This is a genomic window from Loktanella fryxellensis (assembly GCF_900110065.1).
GTDB lineage: Bacteria > Pseudomonadota > Alphaproteobacteria > Rhodobacterales > Rhodobacteraceae > Loktanella > Loktanella fryxellensis.
Window position 1 is genome coordinate 38,925 of sequence record NZ_FOCI01000007.1, and the last position, 18,847, is coordinate 57,771.

Annotated in this window: 17 protein-coding genes; 15 read left to right on the forward strand and 2 right to left on the reverse strand. The window is 66.1% G+C overall.

Annotated features, from left to right (window positions below):
- Window positions 1-110: 110 nt before the first annotated feature.
- Both ppsR and BMX16_RS07055 read right to left on the reverse strand, forming a co-directional pair.
- On the reverse strand, window positions 111-1,523 hold the full coding sequence (gene ppsR, locus BMX16_RS07050) for a transcriptional regulator PpsR (protein ID WP_089900853.1): 1,413 nt from the start codon (window positions 1,521-1,523) through the stop codon (window positions 111-113).
- 49 nt (window positions 1,524-1,572) lie between these two features.
- Window positions 1,573-2,313, reverse strand: a complete 741-nt coding sequence (locus BMX16_RS07055; RefSeq protein ID WP_089900856.1) for a cobalamin B12-binding domain-containing protein — start codon at window positions 2,311-2,313, stop codon at window positions 1,573-1,575.
- Window positions 2,314-2,581: 268 nt separating this feature from the next.
- Between BMX16_RS07055 and bchF the strand changes: the two genes are divergently transcribed.
- The 15 genes from bchF (at window position 2,582) to BMX16_RS07130 (ending at window position 18,796) form a co-directional block, all read left to right on the forward strand.
- Window positions 2,582-3,082, forward strand: a complete 501-nt coding sequence (gene bchF, locus BMX16_RS07060; RefSeq protein ID WP_245731405.1) for a 2-vinyl bacteriochlorophyllide hydratase — start codon at window positions 2,582-2,584, stop codon at window positions 3,080-3,082.
- Window positions 3,079-4,359: a ferredoxin:protochlorophyllide reductase (ATP-dependent) subunit N gene (locus tag BMX16_RS07065; protein ID WP_089900859.1), complete on the forward strand. Its 1,281-nt coding sequence runs from the start codon at window positions 3,079-3,081 to the stop codon at window positions 4,357-4,359. The genes bchF and BMX16_RS07065 overlap by 4 nt, the downstream gene beginning before the upstream one ends.
- Window positions 4,360-4,420: 61 nt before the next feature.
- The gene (gene bchB, locus BMX16_RS07070) at window positions 4,421-5,992 is read left to right on the forward strand and encodes a ferredoxin:protochlorophyllide reductase (ATP-dependent) subunit B (protein WP_089900862.1); all 1,572 of its coding nucleotides are present in this window, start codon (window positions 4,421-4,423) and stop codon (window positions 5,990-5,992) included.
- Window positions 5,982-9,521 carry a magnesium chelatase subunit H gene (locus BMX16_RS07075; RefSeq protein WP_089900865.1) on the forward strand — a complete coding sequence of 1,180 codons (3,540 nt, stop codon included), beginning with the start codon at window positions 5,982-5,984 and terminating at the stop codon, window positions 9,519-9,521. The genes bchB and BMX16_RS07075 overlap by 11 nt, the downstream gene beginning before the upstream one ends.
- A gap of 130 nt (window positions 9,522-9,651) precedes the next feature.
- A complete protein-coding gene (bchL, locus tag BMX16_RS07080) occupies window positions 9,652-10,548 on the forward strand; it encodes a ferredoxin:protochlorophyllide reductase (ATP-dependent) iron-sulfur ATP-binding protein (RefSeq protein WP_089900870.1) in 897 nt (298 codons plus the stop codon).
- Window positions 10,548-11,240 (forward strand): magnesium protoporphyrin IX methyltransferase, encoded by a 693-nt coding sequence (bchM, locus tag BMX16_RS07085; RefSeq protein ID WP_089900875.1) that lies wholly within the window; start codon window positions 10,548-10,550, stop codon window positions 11,238-11,240. The genes bchL and bchM overlap by 1 nt, the downstream gene beginning before the upstream one ends.
- Window positions 11,237-12,667, forward strand: a complete 1,431-nt coding sequence (locus BMX16_RS07090; protein ID WP_089900878.1) for a PucC family protein — start codon at window positions 11,237-11,239, stop codon at window positions 12,665-12,667. Before bchM ends, BMX16_RS07090 begins: the two co-directional genes overlap by 4 nt.
- Window positions 12,668-12,680: 13 nt before the next feature.
- Window positions 12,681-13,463, forward strand: coding sequence for a photosynthetic reaction center subunit H (gene puhA / locus BMX16_RS07095; protein WP_089900881.1), 783 nt, complete (start codon window positions 12,681-12,683; stop codon window positions 13,461-13,463).
- Window positions 13,464-13,520: 57 nt separating this feature from the next.
- A complete protein-coding gene (gene puhB, locus BMX16_RS07100) occupies window positions 13,521-14,156 on the forward strand; it encodes a photosynthetic complex putative assembly protein PuhB (protein WP_089900884.1) in 636 nt (211 codons plus the stop codon).
- A gap of 5 nt (window positions 14,157-14,161) precedes the next feature.
- Window positions 14,162-14,623, forward strand: coding sequence for a photosynthetic complex assembly protein PuhC (puhC, locus tag BMX16_RS07105; protein ID WP_089900887.1), 462 nt, complete (start codon window positions 14,162-14,164; stop codon window positions 14,621-14,623).
- Between the two features lie 62 nt (window positions 14,624-14,685).
- Window positions 14,686-14,982: a hypothetical protein gene (locus BMX16_RS07110; RefSeq protein ID WP_089900890.1), complete on the forward strand. Its 297-nt coding sequence runs from the start codon at window positions 14,686-14,688 to the stop codon at window positions 14,980-14,982.
- The gene (acsF, locus tag BMX16_RS07115; RefSeq protein WP_089900892.1) at window positions 14,979-16,097 is read left to right on the forward strand and encodes a magnesium-protoporphyrin IX monomethyl ester (oxidative) cyclase; all 1,119 of its coding nucleotides are present in this window, start codon (window positions 14,979-14,981) and stop codon (window positions 16,095-16,097) included. The genes BMX16_RS07110 and acsF overlap by 4 nt, the downstream gene beginning before the upstream one ends.
- A 64-nt stretch (window positions 16,098-16,161) precedes the next feature.
- Window positions 16,162-16,968 (forward strand): putative photosynthetic complex assembly protein PuhE, encoded by an 807-nt coding sequence (puhE, locus tag BMX16_RS07120; protein WP_089900895.1) that lies wholly within the window; start codon window positions 16,162-16,164, stop codon window positions 16,966-16,968.
- A complete protein-coding gene (gene hemA, locus BMX16_RS07125) occupies window positions 16,958-18,172 on the forward strand; it encodes a 5-aminolevulinate synthase (RefSeq protein WP_089900898.1) in 1,215 nt (404 codons plus the stop codon). The genes puhE and hemA overlap by 11 nt, the downstream gene beginning before the upstream one ends.
- 102 nt (window positions 18,173-18,274) lie before the next feature.
- Entirely contained in the window at window positions 18,275-18,796 is a 522-nt protein-coding gene (locus tag BMX16_RS07130) for a c-type cytochrome (RefSeq protein ID WP_089900901.1), read from the forward strand.
- Window positions 18,797-18,847 lie beyond the last annotated feature (51 nt).

Consider the following 18,847-nt stretch of genomic DNA (forward strand, 5'->3'; position numbering starts at 1 on the left):
GCCGGAACCTTGCACAAGGTTGCGGGCCGGTGGCAACACGCCGGGCCGACGGCCCGTGATCATTGCCCAAAGATTGTGCAGTCCCGTGGAATCGGGCGGGTGCCGTCCGCTCAGATGGTCGTGTCGCGGTCGATCAGCCCGAACTTGCGCAGTTTCACGTACAGCGACTGACGCGACAGGCCCAGCATTTCGGCGGCGGCGACGCGGTTGTTCATCGTCAGCGCGATGGCCGTCTCGATGCACATGCGTTCGACCACGTTCGTCGTTTCCGCCACGATGTCCTTGAGGGTCGAACTGCCGACCAGCTCCTTGACCGACGACAGGCCATCGTCGCCGGGCTCTCCGCGCGGAGCATCGGCGGGGCCGACCTCTCTGATGACGAAGGCGAAGACGGGCACGGCCCCCGCATGGAACCGCGTCACGGCGATCTCGACGTCGCGGGGGCTGCCGTAGTCGCCGGCGATCTTGGTCGCATAGGCGCGCAGACGCCCCGACTGGGCCGCATTCTCGGTCATCACCTTGAAATCAACGGTGCCCCGCTGCAGCAGGTCGGTCAGGGGCTGGCCGCGCACGCTCATGTCATGGGCCGCGCCGATCAGGTTCAGAAAGCTGTCGTTCGCCGACAGGATCGCTGCGTCCGCGCCGGCAAAGACCATGCTGTCGGGCCCGTGGGTGTAGACCCCCCGCAGGCTCTGATCCAACGTATCGGCAGATGCCGCCGTAGCGCCCTGCGTGATGATGTGGCATAGCAGGATCCGCTCGCCCGCCGCGCGAAAGATCGTGGGTCGCAGCAGTACGGTACGGTCGCCGCCCTTCAGCGCGACCTCCACCGGTGCCGGTGCGCCCGACAAGGCTTGCGTCGTCAGGCGGTCGATCATGTTGGCGGCTTGCCGCGTGTCGAACAGACTGGTCAGCGGCTGGCCAAGGATCGCGTCGCGCGTCTTGCCGAAGGTTTCGGCGGCCGCGATGTTCGCTTCCGACACGAGGCCGGTCTGCATCGTGGCCATCAGCACCCCATCGGTCGTGCTGTCCAGCAATACGCGAAAGCGCATCTCGTAGTCGCGGTGCGCCTCGTAATCCCGCTCCAGCGCCATCTGCGCCGACACCAGCTGTTGCTGCATGTCCGCGACGGGCCGCAGGTCGCGCCCCAGAAGCAGAAGCGCACCCGGAGTCCCGATCCGGTGGAAGCTGTAGCGGATCGGCAGTTCGCGCCGCCCGGTCTTTGCCGGATGGTTCACCTCGACCGGGCGCACGTCGCCCGTGTCGGTCAGGAATGCAGCCAGCCGCTTGGTGAACTTGATCCGGCTTTCGGGGGTCAGCATGTCGGCGATGTCCGTGCCGTCGACCCCTTCGAACCGGCTGCCGTCGGCGAAGGCCGGGTTCAGCAGCACCGACAGCACCGTTCCGTCATCCGCGATCACCAGTCCCACATCGGCCACGGCCGTCAGGATGTCGCCGAGGATGTCCGGCGCGATCAGCGGCACGTCGCCCGCGTTCCAGAATTTCAGGCCGCGTGCCGTCATGGCCGACCGACCGGTCGATGCAGGCCCTGATCACGCAAGAGAGGTGACATTAGATCATCGTTTCTGCGCGCATCGTGCCACGCGGTAAATCCATCAACCCGCACAGCACGAGCGCCTCGCTGGCGTCCGACGTCGCGTAGTCCGCACCGGTGATGGCGCAGGCGTCACCGCAGGTCACGGTCGCCGGTCCGCCGATCACCACCGGTATACCTGGCGCGGATTGTCGCACCTGTGTCACGAGGGGACGGGCAAGTACAAGTCGTTTTACGCAAGAGACCGACACGAAAACCGCACCCGGCGGCGTTCGGCGCAAAAATGCCCCGACGTCACTGCGCGTCGCGCGCAGCAGCAGACCGACCGACAGCCCGCGCCGCCGCAGTTGCGACACCAGCACGCTGGGGCCCAGGGTGTGCTGCACGGGTTCGGGCACCACGACCAGCACCGTCGGTGCATCTGCCGGGGCCGCCTGATCGCTTTGCCAGTCGGCGCCCATGTGCCGCAGCAGCCCCTGCAGGCGTGCGGTGGCAATCGACACTTCGGCAAAGCTCAGCGCATCGCTGACCCAATCCTCGCCCAGCAGGCGCGCGGCCTGCGGGATGCAGACATCCGCAAAGAATCCGTCGTTCAGCTCCGCCAGCCGCGCCCGCGCCAGAACGTCGACGCACGCATGCAGGTCGCAGGACAGGGCGGCCGACCGCAGCGCCAGGGTGATGTCGTCCACGCTGCGGGTCAGACCCCGCGTCCGCGAGATGACGTCGTGCGAGAGGTCGTGGGACAACTGCCGGCTCATCGCGTGCGATCCTTTCCCACATCCAGGTCCGCCCAACCGACTGACCTGTTCCGCATACTCGAAAAATCCGGGCAAGATGTCAAAGAAAATTGACACTTTGGATTACGGTGATCGAGGGAGTTTGTCAGTCCTCTGATATGACTTGATATTTTGGGGTTCCCGCTGCGCTCGACAAGCGCAATGTCGCAGATAAAATGTGTAACGTGTAGTTGACACATGCCGGGAATCTCACTTAATCTGACACTGCGAGATGTAAGGGAGGCGAGACATGTCAGCGACGATGCAAACGACCGTGCGCCAGTCTTCCGCGCATCGCCCCCTCTATACCCCGCAAGAGCGCATCCGCCGCGATGCGACCCGCTGGACGCTGGTGCAGGGGCTGCTGGCCCCGGTGCAGTTCTTGGTGTTCCTGATCTCGCTCGCCCTTGTGCTGCGCTATCTCGCGACCGGCGATGGCTACATGGCCGCTACGGTTTCGATCATCGTCAAGACGGTTTGCCTCGCGGTCATCATGGTGACCGGCGCGATCTGGGAAAAAGTCGTCTTCGGCCAGTACCTCTTCGCACCGTCCTTCTTCTGGGAAGATGTCGTGAGCTTCGCCGTCATCGCGCTGCACGCGGCCTATGTCTGGGGGCTGGCCACCGGATCGATGGACCCGCGCACCCTGATGATCGTGACGCTGGCAGCCTACACCACCTACGTCATCAACGCCGGACAATTCGTCCTGAAACTGCGGCGCGCCCGCCTCGATGCCGGAGTGTCCGCATGAACGACCTGACCCCCTTGGGCGGCGGCTGCCGCACGGCCCCGGTGCTGAAACAGCGCGGCCAGCGCGAGGTGTTCTGCGGCCTGACGGGAATCATCTGGCTGCACCGCAAGATGCAGGACGCCTTCTTCCTTGTGGTGGGCAGCCGCACCTGCGCCCACCTGCTGCAATCTGCGGCGGGCGTGATGATCTTCGCGGAACCCCGTTTCGGCACCGCCATCCTGGAAGAGCAGGATTTGGCGGGCATGAAGGACGCGCATACCGAACTCGACCGCGAGGTGGCCCGCCTGCTAGCCCGCCGCCCCGACATCCGGCAGCTGTTCCTGGTGGGCTCCTGCCCGTCCGAGGTCATCAAGATCGACCTCGCCCGTGCCGCCGAACGGCTGACCCAGATCCATGCGCCCCACGTGCGGGTGCTGAACTATTCCGGCTCCGGCATCGAGACGACCTTCACCGAAGGCGAGGACGCCTGCCTTGCCTCCATGGTCCCGGTGCTGAAGGACACGACCGCGCGCGAGCTGCTTCTGGTCGGAGCACTTCCCGACGTGGTCGAGGATCAGATGCTGGCGCTGCTGGGCGCGATTGGCATCGACAACATCCGCCTGCTGCCCGCCCGCCGCATCGACGACACCACCGCCGTGGGGCCGAACACCGTGTTCGCCCTGACGCAGCCGTTCCTGGGCGAAACCCACGCCGCCCTGATGCGCCGCGGCGCGCGCCATATCGCGGCGCCGTTCCCGTTCGGCGAGGATGGCACGACCCGGTGGCTGCAGGCCATCGCCACCGAGTTCGGCGTCAGCGCCGAGGTCTTTGCCGCTGCCACCGATGCACCCCGCGACCGCGCCCGCCGCGCCATCGCGCAGGCGTCGGAGCATCTGGCGGGCAAGTCGGTGTTCTTCTTTCCCGACAGCCAGCTGGAAATCCCGCTCGCCCGGTTCCTGACCCGCGAATGCGGCATGACCGCGATCGAGGTGGGCAGCCCCTACATCCACGACACCCTGCACGGACCCGACCTCGACCTGCTCGCCGCTGGTCCCCAGATCAGCGAAGGGCAGGACGTGGACCTGCAGCTCGACCGCGCTCGCGCCGCCCGGCCCGATCTGACGATCTGCGGCCTGGGCCTTGCCAATCCGCTGGAAGCCGAAGGTCTGACCACCAAATGGGCCATCGAGCTCGTCTTCACGCCGGTGCATTTCTACGAACAGGCGGGCGACCTCGCAGGCCTGTTCAGCCGGCCGATGCGCCGCAAGTCCCTGCTTAGGCTGGAGGCTGCGGAATGAATCAGATCCTCGCTTTTTCCAAAATACTCCGGGGTTTGGGGCAGCGCCCCAAGGCACACACATGAAACTGACCGTCTGGACATACGAAGGCCCGCCGCATGTCGGTGCCATGCGCGTCGCCACAGCGATGCAAGGGCTGCATTACGTCCTGCACGCGCCGCAGGGCGATACCTATGCGGACCTGCTGTTCACCATGATCGAGCGGCGCAACCACCGCCCGCCCGTCACCTATACCACCTTCCAGGCCCGCGATCTGGGGTCCGATACGGCGACGCTGTTCAAGACCGCCTGTCAGGACGCGGTGGACCGGTTCAAGCCGCAGGCGATCATCGTCGGCGCGTCCTGCACGGCGGAATTGATCCAGGACGATCCCGCCGGCCTGTCCGAGACGATGGGTCTGACGATTCCCGTGATCCCGCTGGAACTGCCCAGCTATTCCCGCAAGGAAAACTTCGGCGCGGACGAGACGTTCTATCAGATCGTCCGTGCGCTGGCCCAGCCGCAGGACCGCACCGCGCGGATCACCTGCAACATCCTCGGGCCCACCGCCCTCGGGTTCCGCAACCGCGACGATGTCGAAGAGATCACCGGCCTGCTGTCCGACCTTGGCATCGACGTGAACGTGACGGCGCCGCTGAATGCCACACCCGCCGACATCGCCCGCCTGCCCGCCGCCCATTTCAACGTGCTGCTGTACCCAGAAACCGGAGAGGCCGCCGCCCGCTGGCTGGAAAAGACGCACGGTCAGCCGTTCACCAAGGTCGTCCCGATCGGCGTCGGCGCGACCCGCGACTTCATCGCGGAGATCGCGGCGATCACCGGCCTCGCCTGTGCGGCGGATGAGTCCCGCCTGCGTCTGCCGTGGTGGACCTCTTCGGTCGACAGCACTTACCTGACCGGCAAGCGCGTGTTCCTGTTCGGTGATGGCAGCCACGTCTGCGCGATGGCCCGCATGGCCCGCGACGAGATGGGGTTCGAGGTGGTGGGCATCGGGTGCTACAACCGCGAACAGGCGCGGCCCGTCCGCGCGATGGCCAAGTCGCTCGGCCTCGAGGCGCTGATCACCGATGATTACCTCGACGTGGAGGCGGCCATTGCCGCCGCCTCGCCCGAGATGATCATGGGCACCCAGATGGAGCGGCACATCGGCAAGCGGCTGGGCATCCCCTGCGCCGTGATCTCGGCCCCCGTCCACGTGCAGGACTATTCCGCCCGCTATTCCCCGGTCATGGGGTTCGAGGGTGCCAACGTCATCTTCGACACGCTGATCCATCCGCTGGTCATGGGGCTGGAAGAGCATCTGCTGACCATGTTCCGCGACGATTTCGAGTTCAACGACGCGGCCGGGCCGAGCCATCACGGTGGGGCAGCGCCCACGGCGGCCGTCGGAGCCTCCGGCGGGAGTACTGCAGAAAAAGCGATTGTGGAGCCTGCGCTGGTCGAGGTCGCCACGATCACGGCCGATACCGACAACGTCGTCTGGCTGTCGGATGCGGAGCGGGAACTGAAGAAGATCCCGTTCTTCGTCCGCGGCAAGGCGCGGCGCAATACCGAAGCCTTTGCGGCACAAAAAGGCATCCAGCACATCAGCATCGAGACGCTGTACGAGGCAAAGGCACATTATGCGCGATAGTGGCACGCAACCGTTTCGTTTCGTCATCGTGACGCTGGACAGCCACACGGCGGGGCCTGCCGCGCGGGTGCGCGACCGGCTGGTGGCTGACTTTCCGGGGCTTGAAATCAGCATCCACGCCGCTGCCGAATGGAGCGAGAACCCTGCGGCGCTGGCCGATGCGCAGGCCGCCGTGGCGCAAGGCGACATCATCGTCACCAACCTGCTGTTCCTCGAGGAGCATACCGCCGCGATCCTGCCGTCGCTGATCGCGCGACGCGACGGCTGTGCCGCGATGATCAACGTCATCGCCGACAGCGAGATCGTCAAGCTGACCAAGATGGGCGATCTGGACATGCAGCGCCCCGCCACCGGCATGATGGTGCTGATGAAGAAGCTCAAGCCTCAAGCCAAGGCCAGCACCTCTGGCCAGTCCCAGATGAAGACCCTGCGCCGCCTGCCCAAGATCCTGCGGCTGATCCCCGGCAAGGCACAGGACCTGCGCAACTGGTTCCTGTCGATGCAGTACTGGCTGGGCGGGTCGGACGAGAACATCGAGCAGATGATCCGCATGCTGGTCGGTCGTTACAGCCGGGACCGTGGGTGGGAGTCCGTGAAGGCCCTGCCGCCGATCGATTACCCCGACTGCGGCGTCTATCACCCGGACCTGCCCGGCACCCACATCAGCGAGGACGCAACCGATCTGCCGCGTCCCGCCGCGCCCGTGGCCACCATCGGCATCCTGATGCTGCGGTCCTACATCCTGTCATCGGACACCGCCCACTACGATGCCGTTGTGCGCGCGTTCGAGGCGAAGGGCATGGCCGTCATACCTGCCTTTGCCGGTGGCCTTGATGCGACACCTGCGATCCAACGCTATTTCCAGGGCAAGGTCGATGCAATGGTATCCCTGACGGGCTTCAGCCTCGTCGGCGGCCCCGCCTATAACGACAGCCCTGCCGCGATTGCCCTGCTGTCCGCGCTGGACGTCCCCTATATCGCCGCCCAGCCGCTGGAATTCCAGACGCTGGCGCAGTGGGGGGCCAGTGCCCAAGGTCTCGGCCCGGTGGAAACCACGATGCTGGTGGCGCTGCCGGAAATCGACGGGGCGACATCGCCCACGGTCTTTGCGGGCCGTCACGGAACCGAGGCCTGCACGGGCTGCCATAACGCCTGCAGCGGCAAGCCCGGCGACAAGTCGATGGCGCCCTGCCCGGAGCGGATCACGTCGCTGGCGGAAAAGACCCTGCGGCTGGCGACACTGCGGCGCAAGCGCAACGCGGACAAGAATGTCGCCATCGTCCTGTTCGGCTTTCCGCCCAACGCGGGCGCCGTGGGCACCGCAGCCTACCTCAGCGTCTTCGAGAGCCTGTTCAACACGCTGACCCGGATGAAGGCAGAGGGTTACGGCGTCGACGTGCCCGCCGATCTGGACACCCTGCGGGCGATGGTCCTGAAGGGCAATGCGGCACAGTTCGGCCAGGAGGCCAACGTTGCCGATCACGTCACCGCCGACCACATCGTCGCAAATACGCCGCCGCTGAAGGTCATCGAAGCCGTCTGGGGCCCGGCCCCCGGCAAGATCCAGTCCGACGGACGCGGGGTGTTCATCCTCGGCTGCCACTTCGGCAAGGTCTTCGTGGGGGTCCAGCCGACCTTCGGCTACGAGGGCGACCCGATGCGCCTGCTGTTCGAGCGCGGCTTCGCGCCGACCCATGCCTTTACCCAGTTCTACATGTGGCTGCGCAACACCTACCGCGCCGACGTCGTCCTGCACTTCGGGATGCACGGCGCACTGGAATTCATGCCGGGCAAGCAGGCGGGCCTTGGCGCGCGTGACTGGCCGGACCGGCTGATCGGCGAGATGCCGAACGTCTACCTCTATGCCGCCAACAACCCGTCCGAGGCGACGCTGGCCAAGCGCCGCAGCAACGCGGTGACGATCACGCATCTGACGCCGCCACTGGCGCAGGCGGGCCTTTACAAGGGTCTGCTGGATCTGAAGGACAGCCTGACGCGCTGGCGCGGCATGGGGTCGAATGACCCGCAGCGCCGCGATCTGGAAGCGATGATCGTCGAACAGGCGGAAGGCCTCGACCTGAACGCCGCCGACCTGAACCGCCTGTGGCTGACCGTGCTGGAAACCGAAGGATCGCTGATCCCCGACGGGCTGCACATCGTCGGCCGCGTCATGACCGACGCCGCCCGCGCCGACATGATCGCGCTGATGGGGAACACCGATGCGGCCCGCGAAGCGGCGCAACACCTGATGGAAGACCACGAACTGCCGGCGCTGATGCGTGCGTTGTCCGGGCGGTACATCGCGCCGGTCCCGGGCGGCGATCTGATGCGCAATCCGGCGATCCTGCCGACCGGGCGCAATATCCATGCCTTCGATCCGTTCCGGATGCCGACGGCTTTCGCGATGGCCGATGGCGCAAAGCAGGCCGAGGTGCTGCTGCGGACCCATCCGACGATGCCGCGCACCGTGGCGCTGGTGCTCTGGGGGTCCGACAACATCAAGTCCGACGGCGGACCGCTGGCGCAGGCGCTGGCGCTGATGGGGGCCAAGCCCCGCTTCGACAGCTATGGCCGTTTGTCCGGTGCCGATCTGGTGCCGCTGGCCGAACTGGGCCGGCCGCGCATCGATGTGGTGATGACGCTGTCGGGGATCTTCCGCGACCTGCTGCCGTTGCAGACCAAACTGCTGGCCGAGGCGGCGCTGAAGTGCGCGCAGGCGGACGAGCCCGCGCATCTGAACTTCATCCGGGTCCACGTCCTTGCGCACATGGCCAAGACCGGCTGCAGCATCGAAGAAGCCGCGCTGCGGGTGTTTTCGAACGCCGAGGGTGCCTACGGGTCGAACGTGAACCAGCTGATCGACAGCTCCGCCTTCGGCGACGAGGACGAGCTGGCGGATGCGTACGAGAACCGCAAGAGTTTCGCCTATGGGGTGAACGGCAAGGCCACGAAGCACGCCGACCTGTTGCAAAGCACGCTGGCGCATGTGGATCTGGCCTACCAGAACCTTGAGTCGGTGGAACTGGGCGTCACGACGGTCGATCACTATTTCGACACGCTGGGCGGCATCGCGCGGGCGGTGAAGCGGGCCAAGGGCGGCGTCGATACGCCGGTTTACATCGGCGACCAGACGCGCGGCGGCAACAAGGTGCGCACGCTGAAGGATCAGGTCGCTCTGGAAACCCGGTCGCGCAGCCTGAACCCGAAGTTCTACGAGGGGCTGCTGAAGCATGGGCACGAGGGCGTGCGCCAGATCGAGGCGCAAATCACCAACACCATGGGCTGGTCGGCCACGACCGGCGCGGTGGAGCCGTGGGTCTATCAGCGGCTCAGCGAGACCTTCGTGCTGGATACCGAGATGCGCGAACGGCTGGCGGCGCTGAACCCGCAGGCGTCGATGCGGATGGCGAATCGTCTGCTGGAAGCGTCCGACCGCGCCTATTGGACACCGGACGCAGCCACGCTGGCGGCGCTGCAGGATGCGGCTGACGCGATCGAGGACCGGATGGAAGGGATCGCGGCGGAATGAGCCTGATCGCTGACCATGTGCCACGCCGGAAGGGGGCAGGGGGGCCAGCCCCCCATCCTGCGGATTCCCCCCGGGATATTTTCGACCAGAAGAAGCAGGGGCCCCGTGCCCCGATGGAAAGGAGGCCCTCATGAGCCCCAGAGATGAAATCCCGAACCTGCGCGGCATGGACGGCGAAGGCTCCGTCCAGGTGCATCAGGACGACGACATGAAGATCGAGGGGGCCAAGGTCTTTGCGGTCTATGGTAAGGGCGGGATCGGCAAATCGACGACCAGCTCGAACCTGTCGGCGGCCTTTTCGCACCTTGGCAAGCGGGTTCTGCAGATCGGCTGCGACCCCAAGCACGACAGCACGTTCACGCTGACAGGCACGCTGGTGCCGACGGTGATCGACATCCTCAAGGACGTCGATTTCCATGCCGAGGAACTGCGTCCGGAGGATTTCGTGTTCACCGGCTACAACGGCGTGAAGTGCGTCGAGGCGGGCGGGCCGCCTGCCGGCACCGGTTGCGGCGGTTATGTGGTGGGCCAGACGGTGAAGCTGCTGAAGCAGCACCACCTGCTGGAGGACACCGACGTGGTGATCTTCGACGTGCTGGGCGATGTGGTATGCGGTGGCTTTGCGGCCCCGCTGCAGCACGCCGACCGTGCGCTGATCGTCACGGCCAACGATTTCGACAGCATCTATGCGATGAACCGGATCATCGCGGCGGTGCAAGCCAAGTCCAGCAACTACAAGGTGCGGCTGGCCGGTTGCGTCGCCAACCGCAGCAAGGACACCGACGAGGTGGACCGCTATTGCCGCACCGTGGGCTTCAACCGGCTGGCGCACATGCCCGATCTGGATGCCATCCGCAGGAGCCGTCTGAAGAAGAAGACGCTGTTCGAGATGCCCGACGATCAGGACGTGGTCATGGTGCGCAAGGAATACATGCGTCTGGCCGAGACGCTGTGGAACGGCACGCTGCCGATGGCGCCCGCCTGCCTGCCCGACCGGGAGATTTTTGAGCTGCTGGGGTTCGATTGATGGCCGACTATGCCGCCACACGCGACCAGGTCGAGGATTACTTCGACCGCTCCGCCACACAGGTCTGGGCGCGGCTGACGTCGGACGCACCGGTCAGCGGCATCCGCGCCACCGTGCGTGCGGGCCGCGACCGGATGCGCGACCTGCTACTGGCGCAACTGCCCGCCGACCTGACCGGATGCCGCGTGCTGGATGCGGGTTGTGGCACGGGTGCCGCGTCCGTGGCGCTGGCAGAACGCGGTGCGACCGTGGTGGGCGTCGATATCTCGCCCGCGCTGATCGACATCGCGGCGCGCCGGATGCCCGCGCATCTGGCGGACCGGATCACCTGGGTCGCGGGCGACATGCTGGACGATGTGGACGGCACGTTCGACCACGCCATCGCGATGGATTCGATGATCTATTACACCGCCGCCGACATCGCGCAGGTGCTGAGCCGGGCCGGGCCGCGGATCACCGGACGCTTTGCCTTCACCCTCGCACCGCGCACGCCGCTGCTGATGGCGATGTTCCGCGTGGGCAAGCTGTTCCCCCGCGCCGACCGCAGCCCGCAGATGGTGCCGCACGCCGCCGCGGACATTGCCAGCGCCCTGCGTGCGGCCAGGGTGCCGGGTGCTCTGCGCGAGATCGAGCGTGTGACATCGGGCTTCTACATCTCGACCGCCTATGTCTTCGAGGGTTCCGCAAAATGATCGTCAAGGCCAGCGCCCTGAAGAACCTGTCGCTCAAGGCACTGCCGTTTGCCGATGCGGCCAGTCCCGACCTGCCGCTGCGGCAACTGCTGCGGCTGAGTCTGTTCCAGATCTCGGTCGGGATGGCCAGCGTGATGCTGCTCGGCACGCTCAACCGGGTGATGATCGTCGAATTGGGCATACCGGCGATGCTGGTCGCCCTGATGATCGCCATTCCCGTGCTGCTGGCCCCGTTCCGCGCGTTGCTGGGGTTCAAGTCCGACACCTACCGCTCTGCCATCGGGTGGAAGCGCATCCCCTATCTGTGGTTCGGTACCCTGTGGCAGTTCGGCGGGCTGGCGATCATGCCGATGGCGCTGCTGGTGCTGGCGGGCGACCGGGCGCTGGACGTGGACTGGGCGGGCTATGTCGGGGCCGGTCTGGCGTTCCTGATGACCGGTCTCGGCATGCACATGACGCAGACCGCCGGTCTGGCGCTGGCCGCCGACCGTGCGACCGAAGAGACGCGGCCCAAGGTCGTGGCCCTGCTGTATCTCATGCTGCTGGTGGGCATGGCGATCTCGTCCGTCATCATCGGCGCATTGCTGAAGGATTACTCCGCCCTGCGGCTGGTGCAGGTGGTGCAGGGCACCGCCGTCGTCACGTTGCTGCTGAACGTCACTGCGTTGTGGAAGCAGGAGCGCGTGGCCCCCATGACCCGCGCCGAACGCAGCGCCCCCGGGCCGACCTTTCGCGATGCGTGGGGCGATCTGACGCGCGGTGGTGATGCGGGCCGTCTGCTGGCCGTAGTGTTCGTGGGCACGCTGGCGTTCAACATGCAGGACGTGCTGCTGGAACCCTACGGCGGCGAAATCCTGGGCCTGTCGGTATCGGCCACCACGCTGCTGACCGCCGGTTGGGCGCTGGGCGCGCTTGCGGGCTTTGCGCTGGCCGCGCGCTGGCTGGACGGGGGCCTGGATCCGATGCGGATGGCCGCGCGGGGCGTGCTTGCTGGCCTCGTGGCGTTCACCTGCGTGATCTTTGCCGCACCGATGGCGTCGCATGCGCTGTTCTATGCGGGTGCCGTGCTGATCGGGTTCGGCGGCGGGTTGTTCGGCATCGCCACCCTGACCGCCGCCATGACCATGCCCGCCACCGGGGCCGCCGGGCGCGGTCTGGCGCTGGGCGCCTGGGGCGCCGCACAGGCGACGGGTGCCGGTCTTTCGATATTCTTCGGGGGCGCGATCCGCGACCTCGTCAATCATGCCGCCGGGAACGGTATGCTCTCTCAGGCCCTGACAACGCCTGCCACCGGCTATTCGGTCGTCTATCACACCGAAGTCGCCTTGTTGTTCATCACCCTCATCGTCCTTGGCCCGCTGGTGCGGGTCCGGGCGATGACATCGGAAGGTCGCGGCAGTCTGCAGCTGTCCGACTTCCCCACCTGAAAGGACCATCCCGATGCTTGGCGTCACATTCTTCGGCAACGTCGACCTGGCACAGGTCGCACTCTACATGTTCTGGATCTTCTTCGCGGGGCTGGTGATCTACCTTCAGCGCGAAAACATGCGCGAAGGCTATCCCCTGCGCGACGACAAGGACGGCATCCCGGCGAACGAGAGTCTCTGGTCGCTGCCCACGCCCAAGACCTTCCTGCTGCGCGACGGCCGTGGCGAAGTCACCGTGCCGAGCCTCGCGTTCGAGGCGGCGCACATGCGCACCGATCTGGCGCTGGCCCCGTCATCTGCCGCCAGCGGCAGCCCGTGGATCCCGACCGGCGATCCGATGGTGGATGGCGTCGGTCCCGCATCCTGGGCGCCCCGCCGCGACATTCCCGAACTGGATGCCCATGGTCACCTGAAGCTGAAGCCGATGTCGCAGCTGCCCGAATTCCACATCTCGATGGGTCGTGACCCCCGCGGTCTGCCGGTCGTCGGCGGCGACGGCGAAGTCGTGGGTCGCGTGATCGACCTTTGGATCGACGTGCCGGAACAGCTGATCCGTTACCTGACCGTGGATCTGAACCCGGAAGGGTCTGGTCAGACGCGCCTGATCCCGATGACGATGGCGCGCATCATGTCGAACCGCGTCCGCGTCCGCGCCCTTTATGCGCATAACTGGGCCGGCATCCCCACGATCAAGGCGGGCGATCAGATCACCTTGCTCGAGGAAGAGAAGATCATGGCCTACGTCGCCGGTGGCACGCTCTACGCCTCCGAAGCGCGGACCAACACCAAGCTTTAAACGCAGGCGGCCCCGGTCAGCCACCGGGGCCTGCCACCACCAAGAGGGGAAGACGACATGCACGACGATTTCAAATTCGAACCGGTCCGTGGCCTGCCAGAGGCCCTGCCCCGCGACGAACACATCATCTGGCAGGGCAGCCCGAACGCCCGCCGCCTGTGGATCGAGGCGTTCAAGGCGCGCTGGATCGCGGGATATTTCGCGGTGCTGGCCCTGTGGCGGTTCGGCGTATCCAGCGCGGACGCCTCACTGGCGCAGTCCGCCGTGCTGGCGACACCGTTCCTGATCGCGGGCGCCGTGGTGCTGACCGTGCTCTATGGCCTCGCGTACATCCAGTCGCGCGCCACGGTCTATACGCTGACGAACAAACGGGTCGGCATGCGCATCGGTGCGGCCCTGACCATGACGCTGAACCTGCCCTATCCCCAGATCGAGGCGGCGCAACTGGATCTGCGCAAGGGTGGCACGGGCACGCTGGCGTTCCTGCTCCCGCTTGACACGCGGCTGTCCTACCTGATGACGTGGCCCCACGTGCGGCCCGGTCACATCAACCGGACGCAGGCCGCGCTGCGGTGCATCCCGGACGCTCAGGCCGTCGCGCGTCTGTTCGCCGACGCCGCCGAAACACGGTTGAGCGCACCCACCATCGAACGACGCGTGGCTTCGCTGCCGCACGCCGTCGCAGCGGAGTGACCGTCATGACCACCGCACAGACCCGCATCCACAATTCGCGGTCGGAGGAAATGGTGCCCCGCGCCCTCGTCGTCGCGATGTTCGCGCTGATGCTGGGCACGCTGACGCTGGCCACCGTGTCGCAACTGACCGACGCGCCCCATGCGGGTGTGATCCCGGCCTCACCTGTCGTAGAGACGATGGAGATCGCCCTGATCGGCAGCCGCAGCGGGGCCTATCAGGTGCTGGCCTATGACGGCACCGTCATCGCGGTGTCGGATCAGGACAAGGCCGGGTTCATCGGCGTCGTGGGCCGTGTGGTGGAACGCAAACGCGTGTCCTCCGGGCTGCCCGTCGCCGACCCGGTCACCTTGCAGAAACACGACAACGGCACCCTGTCGATCGTCGATGCGTCCACGGGAATGGATATATCGCTGACCGGCTACGGGGTGGACAACCTTGCTGCATTCGCGCGGCTGTTCGACTAGATTGGCAATACCACGCCCACGGGTCAGCCACCCGCCCGGGCGATATGTGAAAGGGAACGCACATGGGATTCTTCACCAAAGTCCGCGAGACCGCCCCCTGCACCGTGACGATCAGTCACCGGTTCGAGGAGTTGTCCGCCCACGTCCGCTTTGACGACGGGACCACCATCAACCCCGGCGACGAGGTTCAGGTTCAGGGACCCGAGATCATGGCGCCCTTCGGCGCGCTGGTCGAGGAGAAACGGACCGCCGTCATCCTGCGCGCCAGCACGCTGGAACAGCTCTGGACACGCGCCACGGGCGATTTCGAGGTGATGGAACTGTGCGAGTTTTCCTTCAGCCAGGAGGCGCTGTCATGAACATGCATTCGTCCGACGCCGCCACCGCCGAAGAAGCCATCGCAGCGCAAGAGGCGCTACCGCCCCTGACGAACGAGGACGCGACCCGTGTGGCGATGCAGAACACGCTGCTGACGCCGCGGTTCTACACCACCGACTTCGCCGAGATGGACGCCATCGACGTGACACCCGTGCGTGCTGACTGGGACCGCCTAATCGCGCAGATGAAGAGCGACCCCAACAAGGGCCACTTCAAGAAGACCGCCGACTGGGATCACGTCGACTGGGACGGGATGGAGCCCAAGCTGAAGGCGGAGTTCATCGACTTCCTGATCTCGTCCTGCACCGCGGAGTTTTCCGGCTGCGTGCTGTACAAGGAGATGAAGCGCCGCGGATCGAACGAGGACATCACGACGCTGTTCCAGTTGATGGCCCGCGACGAGGCGCGTCATGCCGGCTTCATCAACGACGCGCTGCGCGAGGCGGGGATCGCCGTCAACCTCGGCTTTCTGACGCAGTCCAAGAAATACACCTATTTCCGGCCCAAGTTCATCTACTACGCCACCTACCTGAGCGAGAAGATCGGCTACGCCCGCTACATCACGATCTATCGCCACCTCGAGGCGCATCCGGAATACCGGTTCCATCCGATCTTCAAGTGGTTCCGCGAATGGTGCAACGACGAGTTTTCCCATGGCGAGGCGTTCGCCCTGCTGATGAAGACCGACCCCAAGCTGACCGAAAGCCTGCAGAACCGGCTGTGGATCAAGTTCTTTCTGACCGCCGTGTTCGCAACCATGTGGGTGCGCGACCACCAGCGGCCCGCGTTCCACGCGGCCCTTGGCGTCGATCCGGCGTGGTACGGGCAGGAAGTCTACCGCGTCACGTCAGAGATCAGCCGTCAGGTGTTCCCGATGACGCTGGACATCGACCATCCGCGCTGGCAGCCGACCCTGAACCGCATTCAGGCCGCGAACGTGCAGATCGTTGCGGGCGAACGTCAGGGCGGTGTGGCCGGCAAGCTGAAGGCGCTGGGCGGACGGATCAAGGCGGGCGCGAACTTTGTCGCGTTGCTGACCATTCCCGTGCAGCGCAACGCCGTGCCCGACAGCCCCCGGCTGGAGCCTGCTTACTGATGGCGCGATGTGACGCACACCTTGCCGGGGGCACTGCCCCCGGCCACGTCGGACGGGACGCCGCATGAGCGATGCGCCCTGGATCGCCGCCGTGTCGGCCGTGTTCATCTGGTGGTTCTCCACCGGCGCGATCCTGCTGGTCGTGCGGCTGGCGGACCGGGTCGGGGCGCGCGCGCATCTGTGGGCGACGTTGGCGGGGCTGCCGCTGCTGATCGGTGGCGCAGCACTGGTCATGACCAGCCTCGACACCCACACGACGGCGGGCGTCTATGCGGCCTTCGTCGGTGCGCTGGCGATCTGGGGCTGGATCGAGCTTGCGTTCCTGACCGGCATGGTGACCGGACCCATGCGCGACGACTGCACGCCGGGTCTGACCGGTTGGGCACGGTTCGAGCGGGCCTTCGGCACCGTGGCGTGGCACGAACTGGCGCTGGTGCTGGGGCTGCTGACGCTGGTGCTGGCGTCCGACGGGGCCGTCAACCGGGTCGCGCTGGCGACCTACATGGTGCTGTTTCTGGCGCGGATCTGCGCCAAGCTGAACCTGTTCTTCGGCGTGCCGCGCATCAACACCGAATTCGTGCCCGCACGTCTGCGGCACCTGACGACCTATTTCCGGCGCGGCCCCGTCACGGCTGCGTTCCCGCTGGCGATCACGGTGCTGACCGTGCTGTTCGCCGTCTGCGCGGAACGGCTGTGGACCACGGACGTGCCCGCGACGGCCACCGGCTTTGCCCTGCTGACCGCGCTGGCGGGGCTGGCCCTTCTCGAACACTGGCTGATGGTCGTGCCATTGCCGGATGCGAAACTCTGGCGGTGGATGCTGCCGCGACCCAACACCGACGCAGAAAGCGAGACGACCCATGGATTTTGATGCCCTGTTCACCGATCAGATCGACCAGCTGAAGCGTGACGGAAACTACCGCTACTTCGCCGAGCTGGAGCGCAAGGCCGGCAAGTTCCCCCATGCGGGCAACCATGTCGATGGCGAAGTCCGCGACGTGACCGTGTGGTGTTCCAACGACTATCTGGGCATGGGCCAGCACCCGGCGGTGATCGCCGCCATGTGCGAGGCGGTGCAGCGCACCGGCACGGGCGCGGGCGGCACGCGCAACATCAGCGGCACCAACCACGACCACCTGCTGCTGGAGGCGGAGCTGGCCGACCTGCATGGCAAGGAAGCGGCGCTGCTGTTCACCAGCGGCTACGTGTCGAACTGGGCCGCGCTGACGACGCTGGGCGCGCGGCTGAAGGATTGCGTGATCCTGTCGGATGCCGGCAACCACGCCAGCATGATCGAAGGCATCCGCCAGTCGCGCGCGACCAAGGTGATCTGGCGCCACAATGACGTGAAGGATCTGGAGGCGAAGCTGGCCGCATTGCCCGCCGACGTGCCCAAGATCGTCGCCTTCGAATCGGTCTATTCCATGGACGGCGACGTGGCCCCGATCCGCGCCATCGTCGAGGTGGCCGAGAAATACGGCGCCATGACCTACCTGGACGAAGTCCACGCCGTCGGCCTTTACGGCGCGCGCGGGGGCGGCATCAGCGAGCAGGAGGGCGTGGCCCACCGCATCGACCTGATCGAAGGCACGCTGGGCAAGGCATACGGCGTCGTCGGTGGCTACATCACCGGGTCCGCGGCGCTGTGCGATTTCATCCGCAGCTTTGCCAGCGGCTTCATCTTTACCACGGCCCTGCCGCCTGCGGTGGCGGCGGCGGCGCGCACCTCGATCGCGCATCTCAAGACGTCGCAGACCGAACGGATGCAGCAGCGCCGTCAGGTCGCACGGCTGCGCGATGCGCTGGACCGGGCGGGCATCCCGCACATGGCGAACGAGAGCCACATCGTGCCCGTCATGATCAAGGATCCGGTCAAGACCCGGATGCTGGCCGATTATCTGATGCAGGAATGGGACATCTACGTGCAGCCCATCAACTATCCCACCGTGCCCAAGGGGACGGAACGGCTGCGGTTCACGCCGTCGCCGCTGCATACGGATGCGGACATCGATCATCTGGTGGTCGCCCTGCGCAGCCTGTGGCGGCAATGTGCACTGGCGCATGCGGTGGCATGACGCTGCCTGTGGTTTACGCGAACACTGGACGTTAGCACGCCATGCGTTAGGTTGAGCGACGACTGGGGCAAACGGTCGATAGAAATTTTTGGGAGAGACCCGATGAAGATCACAACACTCGCAATCGCATTCGCGGCGCTGACCGCGCCGGCCTATGCGCAGGATGCAGCGGCACCGGCGGCAGACGCAACCGCACCGGCGGCCACCGAAACCGCCGCGCTGCAGGGCGATGCCGCTGCCGGCGAAGAGCAGTTCGGCCGTCAGTGCGTCGCCTGCCACGTCGTGCAGGACCCGGCCACTGACGAAGTGCTGGCCGGCCGCAACGCACAGGTCGGTCCGAACCTCTATGGCGTGGCTGGCCGCGTCGCCGGTTCCGTCGAAGGCTACGCCTATGGCGACGGCATCACCGAATACGGCGAAACGGGTGCCGTCTGGGAAGAGGCGAACTTCGTCGCCTACGTCCAGGATCCGACCGGCTTCCTGCGCGAGACGCTCGACAACAACCGCGCCCGTGGCAAGATGGCCTATCAGGTCCGTGACGAAGCACAGGCCTACGACCTCTATGCCTACCTCGCGACCTTCGGTGGCGATGCCGCCGCAGCAGAGCCTGCCGCGACGAACTGATCCGACACCGGATCGCAAGATAAAGGTCCGCTGCACGCAGGTGCAGCGGCC

Coding starts and splice junctions, on each gene's coding strand:
- bchL (WP_089900870.1), top strand. CDS start 9,652: ATGAGCCCCAGAGATGAAATCCCGAACCTGCGCGGCATGGACGGCGAA.
- puhC (WP_089900887.1), top strand. CDS start 14,162: ATGACCACCGCACAGACCCGCATCCACAATTCGCGGTCGGAGGAAATG.
- puhE (WP_089900895.1), top strand. CDS start 16,162: ATGAGCGATGCGCCCTGGATCGCCGCCGTGTCGGCCGTGTTCATCTGG.
- puhB (WP_089900884.1), top strand. CDS start 13,521: ATGCACGACGATTTCAAATTCGAACCGGTCCGTGGCCTGCCAGAGGCC.
- BMX16_RS07130 (WP_089900901.1), top strand. CDS start 18,275: ATGAAGATCACAACACTCGCAATCGCATTCGCGGCGCTGACCGCGCCG.
- ppsR (WP_089900853.1), bottom strand. CDS start 1,523: ATGACGGCACGCGGCCTGAAATTCTGGAACGCGGGCGACGTGCCGCTG.
- hemA (WP_089900898.1), top strand. CDS start 16,958: ATGGATTTTGATGCCCTGTTCACCGATCAGATCGACCAGCTGAAGCGT.
- BMX16_RS07075 (WP_089900865.1), top strand. CDS start 5,982: ATGCGCGATAGTGGCACGCAACCGTTTCGTTTCGTCATCGTGACGCTG.
- BMX16_RS07110 (WP_089900890.1), top strand. CDS start 14,686: ATGGGATTCTTCACCAAAGTCCGCGAGACCGCCCCCTGCACCGTGACG.
- bchM (WP_089900875.1), top strand. CDS start 10,548: ATGGCCGACTATGCCGCCACACGCGACCAGGTCGAGGATTACTTCGAC.
- BMX16_RS07090 (WP_089900878.1), top strand. CDS start 11,237: ATGATCGTCAAGGCCAGCGCCCTGAAGAACCTGTCGCTCAAGGCACTG.
- puhA (WP_089900881.1), top strand. CDS start 12,681: ATGCTTGGCGTCACATTCTTCGGCAACGTCGACCTGGCACAGGTCGCA.
- bchB (WP_089900862.1), top strand. CDS start 4,421: ATGAAACTGACCGTCTGGACATACGAAGGCCCGCCGCATGTCGGTGCC.
- bchF (WP_245731405.1), top strand. CDS start 2,582: ATGTCAGCGACGATGCAAACGACCGTGCGCCAGTCTTCCGCGCATCGC.
- BMX16_RS07055 (WP_089900856.1), bottom strand. CDS start 2,313: ATGAGCCGGCAGTTGTCCCACGACCTCTCGCACGACGTCATCTCGCGG.
- BMX16_RS07065 (WP_089900859.1), top strand. CDS start 3,079: ATGAACGACCTGACCCCCTTGGGCGGCGGCTGCCGCACGGCCCCGGTG.
- acsF (WP_089900892.1), top strand. CDS start 14,979: ATGAACATGCATTCGTCCGACGCCGCCACCGCCGAAGAAGCCATCGCA.